Annotated in this window: 14 protein-coding genes and 2 tRNA genes; 8 read left to right on the top strand and 8 right to left on the bottom strand. The window is 64.6% G+C overall.

The window, feature by feature from the left end:
• Positions 1-13 precede the first annotated feature (13 nt).
• A complete protein-coding gene (locus tag ACTIEZ_RS11815; protein ID WP_439546879.1) occupies positions 14-676 on the bottom strand; it encodes a Tim44/TimA family putative adaptor protein in 663 nt (220 codons plus the stop codon).
• Between the two features lie 445 nt (positions 677-1,121).
• On the opposite strand from ACTIEZ_RS11815, the gene ACTIEZ_RS11810 reads away from it, so the two are divergent.
• Positions 1,122-1,724 carry a retropepsin-like aspartic protease family protein gene (locus ACTIEZ_RS11810; RefSeq protein WP_439546878.1) on the top strand — a complete coding sequence of 201 codons (603 nt, stop codon included), beginning with the start codon at positions 1,122-1,124 and terminating at the stop codon, positions 1,722-1,724.
• A 95-nt stretch (positions 1,725-1,819) separates the two neighbouring features.
• On the opposite strand, the gene ACTIEZ_RS11805 is transcribed toward ACTIEZ_RS11810, so the two are convergent.
• The 4 genes from ACTIEZ_RS11805 to cmk form a co-directional block, all read right to left on the bottom strand.
• Positions 1,820-1,905: transfer RNA gene (locus ACTIEZ_RS11805), tRNA-Leu, on the bottom strand.
• A gap of 95 nt (positions 1,906-2,000) precedes the next feature.
• On the bottom strand, positions 2,001-2,279 hold the full coding sequence (ihfB, locus tag ACTIEZ_RS11800; protein WP_439546877.1) for an integration host factor subunit beta: 279 nt from the start codon (positions 2,277-2,279) through the stop codon (positions 2,001-2,003).
• A gap of 201 nt (positions 2,280-2,480) precedes the next feature.
• Positions 2,481-4,202 (bottom strand): 30S ribosomal protein S1, encoded by a 1,722-nt coding sequence (gene rpsA, locus ACTIEZ_RS11795; protein ID WP_439546876.1) that lies wholly within the window; start codon positions 4,200-4,202, stop codon positions 2,481-2,483.
• Positions 4,203-4,391: 189 nt separating this feature from the next.
• Positions 4,392-5,045 (bottom strand): (d)CMP kinase, encoded by a 654-nt coding sequence (gene cmk / locus ACTIEZ_RS11790; protein ID WP_439546875.1) that lies wholly within the window; start codon positions 5,043-5,045, stop codon positions 4,392-4,394.
• Between the two features lie 115 nt (positions 5,046-5,160).
• On the opposite strand from cmk, the gene ACTIEZ_RS11785 reads away from it, so the two are divergent.
• Positions 5,161-6,069: a Vgb family protein gene (locus ACTIEZ_RS11785; RefSeq protein WP_439546957.1), complete on the top strand. Its 909-nt coding sequence runs from the start codon at positions 5,161-5,163 to the stop codon at positions 6,067-6,069.
• Here ACTIEZ_RS11785 and ACTIEZ_RS11780 read toward each other — a convergent pair.
• A complete protein-coding gene (locus ACTIEZ_RS11780) occupies positions 6,062-6,952 on the bottom strand; it encodes a sterol desaturase family protein (protein ID WP_439546874.1) in 891 nt (296 codons plus the stop codon). The two genes, ACTIEZ_RS11785 and ACTIEZ_RS11780, sit on opposite strands and share 8 nt — an antisense overlap.
• A 220-nt stretch (positions 6,953-7,172) precedes the next feature.
• Here ACTIEZ_RS11780 and wecB point away from each other — a divergent pair, with 220 nt between their 5' ends.
• Positions 7,173-8,333: a non-hydrolyzing UDP-N-acetylglucosamine 2-epimerase gene (wecB, locus tag ACTIEZ_RS11775; protein WP_439546873.1), complete on the top strand. Its 1,161-nt coding sequence runs from the start codon at positions 7,173-7,175 to the stop codon at positions 8,331-8,333.
• On the opposite strand, the gene aroA is transcribed toward wecB, so the two are convergent.
• Positions 8,227-9,582, bottom strand: a complete 1,356-nt coding sequence (gene aroA / locus ACTIEZ_RS11770; protein ID WP_439546872.1) for a 3-phosphoshikimate 1-carboxyvinyltransferase — start codon at positions 9,580-9,582, stop codon at positions 8,227-8,229. The two genes, wecB and aroA, sit on opposite strands and share 107 nt — an antisense overlap.
• Before the next feature lie 122 nt (positions 9,583-9,704).
• Between aroA and ACTIEZ_RS11765 the strand changes: the two genes are divergently transcribed.
• The 5 genes from ACTIEZ_RS11765 (at position 9,705) to guaA (ending at position 12,887) form a co-directional block, all read left to right on the top strand.
• The gene (locus tag ACTIEZ_RS11765) at positions 9,705-10,025 is read left to right on the top strand and encodes a TIGR02300 family protein (RefSeq protein WP_439546956.1); all 321 of its coding nucleotides are present in this window, start codon (positions 9,705-9,707) and stop codon (positions 10,023-10,025) included.
• 121 nt (positions 10,026-10,146) lie between these two features.
• A tRNA-Ala gene (locus tag ACTIEZ_RS11760) sits at positions 10,147-10,222 on the top strand.
• A 164-nt stretch (positions 10,223-10,386) separates the two neighbouring features.
• Positions 10,387-10,827, top strand: coding sequence for a host attachment family protein (locus tag ACTIEZ_RS11755; protein WP_439546871.1), 441 nt, complete (start codon positions 10,387-10,389; stop codon positions 10,825-10,827).
• A gap of 53 nt (positions 10,828-10,880) precedes the next feature.
• Positions 10,881-11,321, top strand: coding sequence for an acyl-CoA thioesterase (locus tag ACTIEZ_RS11750; RefSeq protein ID WP_439546870.1), 441 nt, complete (start codon positions 10,881-10,883; stop codon positions 11,319-11,321).
• A gap of 9 nt (positions 11,322-11,330) precedes the next feature.
• The gene (gene guaA, locus ACTIEZ_RS11745) at positions 11,331-12,887 is read left to right on the top strand and encodes a glutamine-hydrolyzing GMP synthase (protein ID WP_439546869.1); all 1,557 of its coding nucleotides are present in this window, start codon (positions 11,331-11,333) and stop codon (positions 12,885-12,887) included.
• A 6-nt stretch (positions 12,888-12,893) separates the two neighbouring features.
• Here guaA and ACTIEZ_RS11740 read toward each other — a convergent pair whose 3' ends face one another.
• Entirely contained in the window at positions 12,894-13,442 is a 549-nt protein-coding gene (locus ACTIEZ_RS11740) for a pseudouridine synthase (protein WP_439546868.1), read from the bottom strand.
• Between the last annotated feature and the right edge of the window lie 7 nt (positions 13,443-13,449).

Raw genomic sequence — 13,449 nt, 5'->3', positions numbered from 1 at the left:
ATGCCGTTCGTTGTCAGTCGTGCTGATCGGGCAGCATGTCACTGCTGTCGGCTTCGTTGTCGGTGGCAATCAGCACCCACGCCGGATCCGGGCTGCCAGCCAAGCGGCTGAACGTCCACACATCATGGCTTTGCGTTTCACCATCGGCGGTCGACACGCGGGCCGTGAAGCGCACGGTCACTTCCACCATGGTGCCGACCAGATCAGCGCCGTGGATGACCGCGGCATCAATGGCCTCCAGCCGGTTGTCCAGCCGGCCACCGCCGCGCGCGTCGATGGCAGCGCCGAGATTGTCGAGCACTTCATCTGACGCCAGACCATGCAGCGTGCCGAGATTGCCGGCCCAAAACGCCTCCAGGATCATGCCGTAGGCAAAACGCGCGCCGTCCAGGAATTTTTCCGGTACGAAACCAACATCTGCAGCCGCAATATCTTCCAGGATCGGTTGCAGCGCGGCATCCGTCCCGGCAGGCAGCACCAGACGACCGCGGACCGGCCGATCGGCTTCGCGGCGCGGGGCCGGCACCAATTCGGCGCTGGGGCGGAAGCTGTCGCCGATCGGCCGCTCCTGCCCGGTGCGTTTGCCAAGCACCGACACCAGCCGAAGACCGATGAACGCGGCCAGCATCGCCAGCAGCACGATTTCGATCCAGGCATTCCCGTCGGACATCATCATTCCCCTGCCACCACCAATTGATGGCAAAACACATCAGCAACTCTATAGCATGTCTGCAGCGCGCAGCCCATGCAATCCGCAGAATCAATCCCACGTCGCGATTGCCTAATGTTCATAATCGGGCCTCGGTGGCTTCTTTGCAAGGGAATGCGGCAATATCGGCCATCGATAAGCCACATCCCGGCGCGATTCGGGGGAGGTTTGCCACGGGGTCGCAGCCGCAACTCGCCATCGACCGGCCTCCCGCCATCCGGGGGCGGCATCTGGCCGGTCATCCAGTGAGCGTCTGCTCAGGCGGGAAACACGAAGGCGGGCGCCAAGTGCTGGAAGACAGGTGGGTCATTTGGAACATGCTGAACAATTTAGTGGCAGCCGTTGGCCAAACCGACCGGCAGGGCGGCGGATGGTTCCGGAACCGCAGGCGTCAAACGATGGTTGGATGGACATGTTGAAAAAGATTTTGGTGAGCCTGGCGCTGGCTGGGCTGAGTGGGTGCGATCTGGCGGCGGCGCCGGCGCCCGCATACCGGCCGCGGGAGGCCGGGACGGTCGATCATGCGCTGTGCCTGTTAGGGTACACCGCGATCCCGCTGCGCGTGGTGCGAACCGGGCATCATCTGGTGGAAGCGCGCATCAATGCGGTGAGTGGCAATTTCGTACTGGACACAGGCGCCAATGTGACTGTGGTGACGCTGGGGCAGGCCAAGGCCCTGGGCATCGATCCCGCCAACAAGGGCGTGTTTGGCCTTGGCGCCAACATCATCGCGCCGCCGGGGGCGCAGGCGCAATTGGCGGGCATCGACAGTTTCGCAATCGGGCAGATCGCGATTCGGCAGGAGCGTGTCGTGCTTGCCGATCTCGGCCAATTGCTGGAACCGCTTGGGGTCGCGGCCGGTGCCAAGGTGGCCGGCATCATCGGGCAGGATGTGCTGACCGAGCATCGCGCGATCATCGATGTGGAGCGGCCGATGCTGTATCTTATGGCGCCGGACCAGGCGCCGGCGCCGGTGCCGGCCGAGCGGTGTCGCGCGGCGGAGACTGCCCAGTGACGGAATGGGTCTTGTTGCGGGCCTTCACCATCAGGCCCAACAAAGCGCAGCGGAAGCGAGTTGGGGGTCGGCGCGTTCGCCGCGCTTCACAATAATGGTGCGGGCGGCGGGACTCGAACCCGCACTTCCATGGGAAAGCGGATTTTAAGTCCGCTGCGTCTACCGGTTCCGCCACGCCCGCAAGGATGAGGGCCTTTGATATCGCCCGCCTGGGCAGCGTGATAGGAGGCGGAGCAGCAGGCAGCAAGCGCGCTGCCGGTGGTTCGTCTCAACTGCTCAGCCGTTCAGCCGCTCGCGCAATTCCTTGCCGGGCTTGAAATAGGGTACGCGCTTGGCGTCGACTTTCACGGCGTCGCCGGTCCGCGGGTTGCGCCCGGTGCGGGCTTCGCGGGCGCGGGTGGAAAACGCGCCGAAGCCGCGCAGTTCCACGCGGCGGCCTTGCGCCAGTGCATCAGTGATTTCATCGAAAACCGTGCCCACAATCCCTTCCACGTCGCGGATGGTAAGATGCGGATTCTGTTCAGCGATGACGGCAACCAATTCGGACCGGATCATGTTGGCGTTCCTCGCTTGGCGCCGTTGCGCCACCCCCTGTTATTGATATCAAGTTTATTGATACCGGGCAGGCGGTCAAGGGCTGGCCGCGAAAAATGCAACCTCGCTGTCACATTTTGCGTATCTGACCTTTTGATGTCCAGCAAAAAACGCCCCGGCAGGCTGCTGCCGGGGCGTTTTGTAATGCGGCTATGCCGTTGATCAGCTCTTTTCGGCGTCCTCGCGGGCCTTGTTGAAGGCCGCGCCGAGGATGTTGCCGAGCGTGGCACCCGAATCCGAGGTGCCGAACTGGGCAACGGCTTCCTTTTCCTCGTTGATCTGCAGCGCCTTGATGCTCAGCATCGGCTTGCGGCCCTTTTCGAAGCCGACAACCATCGTGTCGACCTTCTGACCGGGCTGGAAGCGTTCGGCCTTCTGCTCGTCACGGTCGCGGCTCAGATCGCCGCGCTTGATGAACACCACCGGACCATCTTCGCCAATCTGGACATCCAGACCGCCGTCGCGGGCCGCGACAACCGTGGCGGTGACCACGTCGTTCTTCTTCCAATCGGCGCCGGTGTTGTTGCGCACCACCGGGCCCGGAGCCGTCTCATCAAGCTGCTTGATGCCCAGGCTGATGCGCTCCTTCTCGATGTCCACTTCCAGCACGCGGGCCGAGACGCGCTCGCCCTTGTGATGGCGGGACAGGGCGCCTTCGCCGGTCATGCCCCACGCGATGTCGCTCATGTGCACCATGCCGTCGACATCGCCATCCAGCCCGATGAACAGGCCGAATTCGGTGGCGTTCTTGACTTCGCCCTCGACGATGCTGCCCACCGGGTTGGTTTCGGCAAACACTTCCCACGGATTGCGCTGCGCCTGCTTGAGGCCCAGGCTGATGCGGCGCTTTTCCTCGTCGACTTCCAGAACGACGACTTCGACTTCCTGGCTGGTCGAAACGATCTTGCCGGGGTGGACGTTCTTCTTGACCCACGACATTTCGGACACGTGCACCAGGCCTTCGATTCCGGCTTCGAGTTCGACGAAGGCGCCATATTCGGTGATGTTGGTAACGCGGCCCTTGTGGCGGGTTTCCACGGCATATTTGGCAGCGGCCGTCGTCCACGGATCGGCTTCCAGCTGCTTCATGCCCAGGCTGATGCGCTGGGTTTCGCGGTTGATGCGCACAATCTGCACACGCAACACGTCGCCGATGTTCAGCACTTCGGAAGGATGGTTGACGCGCTTGTAGCTCATGTCGGTGACGTGGAGCAGGCCATCGATGCCGCCCAGGTCCACGAACGCGCCGTAATCGGTGATGTTCTTCACGGTGCCGTCAACGATCTGGCCTTCGGCCAGGCTGCTGATCAGGCCGGTGCGGGCTTCGGCGCGCGATTCTTCGAGGATCGAGCGGCGCGACACCACGATGTTGCCGCGCTTGCGGTCCATCTTCAGCACCTGGAACGGCTGCGGCAGGTTCATCAGCGGGGTGACATCGCGCACCGGGCGGATATCGACCTGGCTGCCGGGCAGGAAGGCCACGGCGCCGCCGAGGTCGACAGTGAAGCCGCCCTTCACGCGGCCGAAGATCACGCCTTCAACGCGCTCACCGGCGGCAAATTTGTTTTCGAGCGCATCCCAGCTGGCTTCGCGGCGGGCGCGGTCGCGGCTCAACATCGCTTCGCCATTGGCGTTTTCAACGCGATCGACGAACACTTCCACTTCATCGCCGGCGTTCAGTTCGACGTTGCCGTTCAGATCGGCAAATTCGCGCAGCGGGATGCGGCCTTCGCTCTTCAGGCCGACGTCGATGACGGCAAATTCATTTTCGATTGCGGTGACGACGCCGCGGACAACGCGGCCTTCGAAACTCTGATTCTTGCCGAGCGTGGCATCGAGCATTGCCGCGAAATCATCGCGCGTCGGTTGGGCAGAAGTCGCCATAGACAGTCAAACACCTTGCATTCACGGGCCGGGATGGTGAAAATTCTGCCATCAAACCCATCGACGTGGCACCATTGCCCGCCGTTCATCGCCGTCGCGGTGGCACCATGCCAGCCGCTCAAGTTTATTCACCGGAAACCAGAAGCGCCCGCGCAGGCCCTTTCGGGTCTTCTGCCGGGGCGCCGATGATCAGCGGCCGCCGCGCTGGACGGCACTTTCGACAAGCGCAATCGCAGCAGCAACGGCCGCGCCTATACTGAGATTGCTGGTGTCAAGCAAGGCAGCATCCGGGGCACGCAGCAGCGGCGCGGCAGAGCGCCCGGAATCGCGGGCATCGCGAGCCCGTATGTCGGCCAGTACATCCGCCAGCGTATGCGGCGCGCCGCGCGCGGCCTGCTCGGCATGCCGGCGTTGGGCGCGAATCTCCGGCGCGGCCGTGACGAACAATTTGGCCGGCGCATCGGGCGCGATCACCGTGCCGATATCGCGGCCATCCAGCACGGCGCCGCCCGGTTGGCGCGCAAAGGTCTGCTGCGTTTCGAACAGTGCGGCACGCACGCCGGGGTGGCTGGAGACGATGGAGGCATAATCGCTGTTCAGCGCACTCATCAGATCAGCATCATCGAGCAACCGGGTGTCGATCTGGCGCGCAGCTTCGGTGGCAGCATCGGCGTCATAGGGATCATGGCCGGCCAGGCGCACCGCCAGCCCGCAAGCGCGGTAGAGCTTGCCGGTGTCCATGAACGGCAGACCGTAGTGATTGGCCAGCGCCTTGGCGATGGTGCCCTTGCCGCTGGCGGCAGGGCCATCGACGGCAATGACAAGGGGGGAGGGGGTATTCACGCGTGGGAGTTAGCGGGCGGGTGCAGCAGGAGCAAGGGGCCGACTTGGTTGCGGGGAGGCGTGAAGTTTGCGAACTTATAGCGCTAGGGGATCCACAGTGCGCCTGCCGATCATCATGATTGCCGCCCTGGTCTTCGCGCCGCTACCATCAGTCGCGGCGCAGCAGACCGAGGTGCAGCACGTTGCCGGCTATGGCGATTTTCTGGTCGTGGACGGCAAGAGTGTCTGGATGACCAACACGGGCCGGGTCGAGCAATGGGGACGGCAGGGGCGGCTGGCCAGTGTGGCGCTGCCGAAGCCGTGTGGGGCGATGGCGATCATCGGCGGCGGGCTGTGGGTGGCAGATTGCGCGGAGCGGGCCATACACCGGGTCGACACGCGCACGGCGATGCGCACGCATTCGGTGGCAACCGGCATTGCCGACCCGGCGGGCGAATTGAACGTCGTGGCCGGTGCCGGATCGGTGTGGGTGGCCAGCGATGCGAACGGCGAGATCGCGCGCGTCGATCCAGTGGCGGGCATTATCACCGCGCGAATCGCGGTGGCGCCGGGCACCAGTTATCTGGCGTTTGGCCATGGCGCGCTGTGGGCCGTGAGCAGTGCTGGCGCCGTGCTGCAGCGCATCGATCCGGCCAGCAATCGCGTGACGATGCGCATCGCTCTGGGCCGGCAGCCGGGCTTTCTGGCGGCGGGCGAAGGCGCGGTGTGGGTACAGGAACAGGGCGACGGCACGCTGGCGCGCATCGATCCGGTGCGGGGCATTGTCAGTGGGCGCGTGAAGATCGGCGCGCGGTTGACCTATGGCGATATCGACACTGGCGGCGGCAGGGTGTGGGTGCGCACCACCGATGATCAGGAACTGGTGGCGATCGATGCGCAGTCGCTGGCGATCCTTGCGCGGTTGGGCAAACCGGTGGGCAGCGGCGCGCTGCGCTACACACCTGCCGGATTGTGGACCAGCGCGCATGATGCGCACAGCCTGTCGTTGTGGCCGAAACCTGGGCGAATCGGCGCGCCTAGATGATCTGGCCGGCGCTGCTGCGGGCGCCGTTGATCTCTGGCAACACGGGGAACAGCATCTGTTCGCGGATGCTCAGCCGGCGGCGGCCGTCCTGGCCGACGGTGTCGGTCTCGCCAGTGCGGAAGGTCCCGAACAGGCGATCGAGCAGAATCAGGGCGTTGGCATAGTTGCAGCGTGTGTCTTCGTAGGCGACGCTGTGATGCAAGCTGTGGTGCGCGATGGTGGTGAAGATGTGGGCATACCAGGCCGGCGGATTGAACCGCACATTGGCGTGGGCAAAGCAGGTAATCGCGGTGAGCAAGTGACCGGCGCAAAACAGCGCTGGCAGCGAGAAATCGAACAGCGCCACCACCGATGCAAACACCAGGAACAGTTCGAGTGGATTGCCCACCACCCCCTTTAGCGCGTTCAATTGGGTGATATGATGATGCGGCGCGTGCAGCAGCCACAACGGGCGCCAATTGTGCATACCGCGGTGCAGCCAATATTGCCCAAGTTCGATGATGAAGACGATCAGCAGCGCCTGCACCGCCACGGGCAGGTTCATCAGCCCCGGCGTGGCGATGCCGAGCGATTGCTTCAGCGCCAACAGGCCAGCGTCGGTGACATGATCATTGGCATATTGGACGACCGTGTAGGCCAGCACGACGTAGAAGAGATCGGTGAGCAGTTCGCGGCGGTTGAGCCGCCAGCCGGCATGGCGTTCGTGCACGAATTCCAGGGCGAGGATCACCGCCTTGGTGGCGATGCCGGCCCAGAAGATCGTCATCGGGTTGCTGGCGAGATCGGGCGGCAGCAGGCTCCAGACGATCAGGATGAAGGCGATGCTTGCCGGCTCGAACCAACGGAACACCGCATCTTTCACGCCGGTCAACGGGTTCGCCACGGCACTGTCTTTCGTTGAGACCAACAATGCATGGAAGTTACACCTGAACTGCCAAATTGAAATCGGAATTTCTTCGATACGAGTAACTGCACAGGCCGGGTTGGCAGGCCGAACAAGTTGCGCCAGTATGGTGATCGGGTCAGTTGTTGCGCACAGGTGAGCAATGGCCCCGGATTCCATGTTTGCGTTAACGCCCGCGGGCGCGCCGCGCATAATGTTCGTGGCCGGCACCCGCCCCGAAGCGGTGAAGATCGCCCCGCTGCTGCTGGATTTGCGCGGGCGGGGGCTGGCGCCGGTTCTGGTGGCGACAGGGCAGCATCGCGCGATGTTTGGCGAAGCGCTGGCCGAATTTGGCTTGCGGGCCGATCATGATCTTGGTGCGATGGCAGCAACGCCCGATGCCGTCGTGGGGCCGTTGCTGCCGATGCTCGCGGATGTGATGCGGCAGCAGGCGCCGGATATTGTTGTGGTGCAGGGCGATACCAGCTCCACGCTCGCGGGTGCGATGGCGGCGCGCTATGCCGGGGTGCGGCTGGCGCATGTCGAGGCCGGGCTGCGAACGGGCAGCGATGATCCCCATCCAGAAGAGATGCACCGCAAGATGGTCGCGCAGATGGCGCAGCTGCATTTCGCGCCAACCGCTGCCGCGGCCGCAGCACTGGCGGCAGAGGGAGTGCGCACCGGCGTGCATGTGACGGGCAACAGCGGCATTGATGCGCTGTTGCTGATGCAGGCGCGGCTGGCGGGGGATGCGCAGTTGGCGGCGTCTGCGTTGGCACCGGTGGCGCAAGTGCCGACCGGCCGACCGTGGATATTGGCGACCGTTCATCGCCGGGAGAACCAGGGCGCCCGGTTGATGGGCGTGCTGGCGGCATTGGCGGAGTTGGCGGGCGAGGCGGAGGTGATCGTGCCGGTGCATCCCAGCCCGGCGGTGTCAGGCCCGGTGCGTGCGGTGCTGGATGGGCGCGCGCATGTGCACCTGTTGCCCCCGCTGACTTATGCTCCGTTCGTGGCGCTGATGGGCCGGGCGGCACTGGTGCTCACCGATTCGGGCGGGGTGCAGGAAGAAGCGCCGGCGCTGGGGCTGCCATGCCTGGTACTGCGGGGTGCCACCGAACGGCCAGAAGGCGTGGCCAGCGGCAATGCACGGCTGGTCGGCTGCGAAACCGCGGCGATTGTGGCAGCGGTACGCACCGTGTTGGGCAATCCGGCGGAGCGGGCGCGCATGGGACGGCCGGCGCTGCTCTATGGCGCTGGCGGCGCGGCCGCCGCGATCAATTGCGAACTGTTGCGCCCAGTTCCCGCAGCATCGGCACAAACGTCGGAAAGCTGGTCGCGATCGGACGGGCATCATCGATCGTCACGCGCCGAGCGGCGTTGAGGCCAAGCACGGCAAAGCTCATGGCAATCCGGTGATCAAGCCGGGCGGCAACCGTGGCGCCACCGGGAAGCGGATCGCCGCCTTGGCCCTGGACGATCAGTCCATCGGATAGTTCCTCGCAGGCGACACCACAGGCGCCAAGGCCCTGCGCCATGACGGCGATTCGGTCTGATTCCTTCACGCGCAGCTCCTCCAGCCCGCGCATGGTGGTGGTACCGACGGCATTGGCTGCCGCGACGAACAGGATCGGATACTCGTCGATCATGCTGGGCGCCCCGTCTGGGGGCACCTCGATGCCGGTGAGCGCGCTGTGGCGGACGTGCAGATCGGCCACCGGCTCGCCGCCGACGGTGCGTTCATTGAGCAGGCTGATATTGCCGCCCATCGCCTGCAGCACGCGGATCAAGCCGGCGCGGGTGGGATTGATGCCGACATTGCGGATGACGATGTCGCTGCCCGGCACGATCAGCGCGGCGACCATCGGGAAGGCGGCCGATGAGGGATCGCCGGGCACGACAATGTCTTGCGGGCGCAGTTCGGCCTCGCCATGCAGGGTGATGATGCGGCCCTGCGGTGATTCGGCAACGGTCAGCTGCGCGCCGAAGCCGGCCAGCATGCGCTCGCTGTGATCGCGCGTCGCGATGGGTTCGATCACCACCGTGTTGCCGGGCGTGTTGAGGCCGGCGAGGAGCACGGCAGACTTCACCTGCGCCGAAGCGACAGGCAGCGTATATTCCAGCGCCACGGCCGGGCACAGGCCGGTGATGGTGAGCGGCAACGTCTGCCGGCCATTTGCGCCCGGCGTTGCTGTGATGGCGGCGCCCATCAGCGATAGCGGCGTGATTACCCGGCCCATCGGCCGGCCGGAAAGGCTGGCGTCACCCACGAATGTCGCGGTGATCGGATGCGATGCGATCAGGCCCATCAACAGCCGCGTGGACGTGCCGCTGTTGCCCATGTCGAGCGCCTGCATTGGCTGCAGCAAGCCGCCGACACCAACGCCGTGCACGTGCCAGTTGCCGCTGTCCTGCCGCTCGATCTGCGCGCCCATCGCCCGCATCGCTGCAGCGGTGGCCAGCACATCTTCCCCCTCCAGCAGGCCGGTGATGCGGGTTTCGCCCACCGCCAGCGCACCCAGCATGATGGCGCGGTGGCTGATCGATTTGTCGCCGGGCACCGTCACCGTGCCGGCCAGCAGGCCAGCGGTGGACAGGCTGAGCGGTTGGGCTGTTCCGGACGCGTGAGTCATCGGGGCGCGCTTTGACAGGGCTTGCCGGCTGTGGCAATGCGCCTGCCTTCGCCGGACCGGTATCTGCCGTCCGGCTCTTGCCATTTGCTGCGGTGCCGGTGCCGCAGCAGCACGGAGACGATATGGTCAAGCCTGAATGGGGCACCAAGCGTGCCTGCCCGAAATGCAACACGCGATTCTATGATCTGGGCAAGGATGATCCAGTGGCCTGCATCAGCTGCGGCTTTGCCTGGGCGCCAGAACCGATTCTGAAATCCAAGCAGACGACGCCGTTCGAACAGGCCAAGCCGCAGGTTGCCGCTGGTGAAGACCCGGCCGTGGCGGTGGATGAGGATCTGGATCTCGACACCGATGTGGAAGCCGGCCAGGCCGATGCCGATGTCGATCTGGGCGACGACGATGATCTGGGCGTCGTGTCGGAAGGCCAGGAAGAGGATAATTGATCCCTTCGGCCGACGTGGCGAACGTTTTTGGCTTGCGTGGCCAGAATGTTTCGCCTAATCGGCCGCTCCCGATGTTGCTGGAAACAGTGGCGCAGGGATACGACGGCGCGATATCTGGTAGGGGGCCTTAGCTCAGCTGGGAGAGCGCTACGATGGCATTGTAGAGGTCAACGGTTCGATCCCGTTAGGCTCCACCATCGCGCCGACAACGACCAAGAACCCCGGCCTCACCGCCGGGGTTTTTGTTGTTTGGTGGCTTTGATCGCCGTTGTTGCGTCGCTTCGTCGTCAATTGCGGGTGTGGCCTTGGGCGGCGGTGGCCGGCGTGGTAAATGTCAATTTTGCGAGATGGAGCAATTGACATGGATATTCCCGCAAACGCGCATGTGCTGGTGATCGATGGCGGTCGCATGCTGATGCTGGTGAACGAGGGCAGCGCTGCAGAGCCGTCGCTGGCGCCGGTCGAGCAACGCGAGCAGACGGGGCCGGATGTTGTTGATCGGCAGAATGAGCAGCCAGGAACGAGTTTCCAAAGCTTTTCGCCCGGCCGCTCCAGTTATGAGCAGACCGATCTCAAACAACTGGATGAGGATCGATTTGCGGCCGACGCGGCCGATCATCTGAAGCGGGAGGTGCTGGCGGGCCGCATGGACGCGGTGATCATCGTCGCAGCGCCGCGCACGCTGGGGGAATTGCGCAAGGCCTACCACACCGAAGTCCAAAAGCGGGTAGTGGGCGAAATCGCCAAGGTGATGACCGGGCACCCGACGGAGGAGATCCTGGCGGCCATCGCTGCTGCCTGAGTGGCGGCAGGAGGGGGCTTTTCGCCGCCGCCATTCGCTGGCAGAGGGCAGTGATGAGCAGCCGCAGCGATTACCGCACGATGCGCGCCATCCCGACGCGCTGGATGGACAATGATGCCTACGGGCATGTCAACAATGTGGTTTATTATTCGTGGTTTGACACCGCGGTAAACGCCTGGCTGGTCGAGGCGGGGTTGCTCGACATCCTGCACGGCAACCCCATCGGCCTGGTGGTGGAAACCGGCTGCCGATACCACCGATCGGTGGCGTTTCCTGAAACCGTCGAAGCGCATTTACGCATCGGCAAACTGGGCAACAGCAGCGTGCGCTGGGAAGTCGGGCTGTTCACGGCGGGCCAAGACGCGCCGGCGGCCGAGGGGCATTTCGTGCATGTCTATGTGGATCGGGTATCGCGACGGCCACTGGCGCTGCCGGATGCCTGGCGCGACATGCTGGCGCCGCTGGTGGTTGCACACGATGCGGTGACGCCTTAAACGCTCGCGATGCACACGCCCGACGATTCCATCCTCATCCTCGATTTCGGCAGCCAGGTGACACAGTTGATCGCCCGGCGTACCCGCGAAGCCGGCGTTTATTGTGAAATCGTGCCGTTCGCCAAGGGGGCCGAGGCGTATCAACGGATGCAGCCCAAGGGCGTGATTCTGTCGGGCAGCCCGGCCAATATCAGTGACCAGGATGGTCCGCGCATCCCCGATGCGGTGCTGGACGCGGGCGTGCCGTTGCTGGCGATCTGCTATGGTGAACAGGCGCTGTGCCATCAGCTTGGCGGCGCGGTCATCGCGTCCGACCATCGCGAATTCGGCCGCGCCGAGATCGATATCGTCGATGATTGCGCGTTCTTCGCAGGTGTATGGGCGAAGGGCGACCGCCCGACGGTGTGGATGAGCCATGGCGACCGCATCGAGGCGATTCCGGAAGGTTTCCGCGCGGTGGCTACCAGTGCCGGGGCGCCGTTTGCCGCCATCGCCGACGATGACGCCCGGCGCTATGGTGTGCAGTTCCACCCGGAGGTGGTGCACACGCCCGATGGCGCGGCACTGCTGAAGAATTTCGCCATCAATGTTTGCGGCATCACGCCGAGCTGGTCGATGGCGGGATTCCGGGCCTCGAAAATTGCCGAGATCCGCGAACAGGTCGGTGATGCGCGGGTGATCTGCGGGCTGTCAGGCGGCGTCGATTCGGCCGTGGCCGCCGTGCTGATCCACGAAGCCATTGGCGATCAACTGACCTGCGTGTTCGTCGATCATGGCCTGATGCGGCTGGGCGAGGCCGAACAGGTCGTCACCCTGTTCCGCGAACATTATCATATCCCGCTGGTCCATGTGGAGGCCGAGGACCTGTTCCTGGATGGCCTGGCCGGCGTCACCGATCCGGAAGCCAAGCGCAAGTTCATCGGCAAGACCTTCATCGAAGTGTTCGAAGCCGAGGCCAAGAAGATCGGCGGCGCCGATTTCCTCGCGCAGGGCACGCTCTATCCCGATGTCATCGAAAGCGTGTCGTTCACTGGCGGGCCGAGCGTGACCATCAAGAGCCACCACAATGTCGGCGGCCTTCCGGAACGCATGAACATGAAGCTGGTCGAGCCCTTGCGCGAACTGTTCAAGGATGAGGTGCGCCGGCTGGGCGTGGAACTGGGCCTGCCGCCGGCCTTCGTCGGCCGCCACCCGTTCCCCGGCCCCGGCCTTGCCATCCGCATCCCCGGCGAAGTCACCAAGGAGGCCTGCGACACGCTGCGCAAGGCCGATGCCGTCTATCTGGACGAGATCCGCAAGGCCGGCCTGTATGACGAGATCTGGCAGGCGTTCGCCGTGCTGCTGCCCGTCCGCACCGTGGGTGTGATGGGCGACGGCCGGACCTATGACCGGGTGTGCGGCTTACGCGCCGTCACCAGCGTGGATGGCATGACGGCGGATGTCTATCCGTTCGACGCCAGCTTCCTGACCCGTACCGCCACCCGCATCGTCAACGAGGTGAAGGGCATCAATCGCGTCGTGTACGACTATACGTCGAAGCCGCCCGGCACCATCGAGTGGGAATGATCTGACCTAAACGCCGGGCACGAGGTCCCAGGCGCTCGGTGCCAATCCATCCAATGTCCAGTCGCCGATGCGCCATCGCACGAGGCGCAGAGTCGGGTGGCCGATGGCGGCCGTCATGCGCCGCACCTGGCGGTTGCGACCTTCGCTGATCGTGATGCGCAACCAGCAGTCGGGGACGGTCTTGCGGAACCGCACCGGTGGATCGCGGGGCCACAGGTCGGGCGGCGCGATCGCCTCCACCAGCGCCGGCCGGGTCGGACCATCCTTCAGTGTCACGCCGCGGCGCAGGCGATCAAGCGCCGCATCTGGGGGATCGCCTTCCACCTGCACCAGATAGGTTTTCGGCAGCTTGAAGCGCGGATCGGCGATCTGTGCCTGCAGACGGCCATCATCGGTGAGCAGCAGCAGGCCTTCGCTGTCCTGGTCCAGACGCCCGGCCGGATACACGCCGGGCAAATCGATATGGTCCGACAAGGTCGGCCGCGCCACTGGCGCCCGTTGATCGGTGAACTGGCACAGCACACCGAAAGGTTTGTTGAAACGGATCAGGGCCATCAGCGTC

The organism is Sandarakinorhabdus sp. (assembly GCF_051860625.1).
Taxonomy (GTDB): Bacteria; Pseudomonadota; Alphaproteobacteria; order Sphingomonadales; family Sphingomonadaceae; genus Sandarakinorhabdus.
The sequence above is the reverse complement of the archived record's forward strand: the minus strand, read 5'-3'. Positions and strand labels throughout refer to the sequence as shown.

Bases quoted from the DNA above. Each gene is read 5' to 3' on its own strand.
- rpsA (WP_439546876.1), bottom strand. From the start codon at position 4,202: ATGGCGACTTCTGCCCAACCGACGCGCGATGATTTCGCGGCAATGCTC.
- aroA (WP_439546872.1), bottom strand. From the start codon at position 9,582: ATGACTCACGCGTCCGGAACAGCCCAACCGCTCAGCCTGTCCACCGCT.
- ACTIEZ_RS11785 (WP_439546957.1), top strand. From the start codon at position 5,161: ATGATTGCCGCCCTGGTCTTCGCGCCGCTACCATCAGTCGCGGCGCAG.
- ACTIEZ_RS11755 (WP_439546871.1), top strand. From the start codon at position 10,387: ATGGATATTCCCGCAAACGCGCATGTGCTGGTGATCGATGGCGGTCGC.
- ihfB (WP_439546877.1), bottom strand. From the start codon at position 2,279: ATGATCCGGTCCGAATTGGTTGCCGTCATCGCTGAACAGAATCCGCAT.
- guaA (WP_439546869.1), top strand. From the start codon at position 11,331: ATGCACACGCCCGACGATTCCATCCTCATCCTCGATTTCGGCAGCCAG.
- ACTIEZ_RS11765 (WP_439546956.1), top strand. From the start codon at position 9,705: ATGGTCAAGCCTGAATGGGGCACCAAGCGTGCCTGCCCGAAATGCAAC.
- ACTIEZ_RS11815 (WP_439546879.1), bottom strand. From the start codon at position 676: ATGATGATGTCCGACGGGAATGCCTGGATCGAAATCGTGCTGCTGGCG.
- ACTIEZ_RS11810 (WP_439546878.1), top strand. From the start codon at position 1,122: ATGTTGAAAAAGATTTTGGTGAGCCTGGCGCTGGCTGGGCTGAGTGGG.
- ACTIEZ_RS11740 (WP_439546868.1), bottom strand. From the start codon at position 13,442: ATGGCCCTGATCCGTTTCAACAAACCTTTCGGTGTGCTGTGCCAGTTC.
- ACTIEZ_RS11750 (WP_439546870.1), top strand. From the start codon at position 10,881: ATGAGCAGCCGCAGCGATTACCGCACGATGCGCGCCATCCCGACGCGC.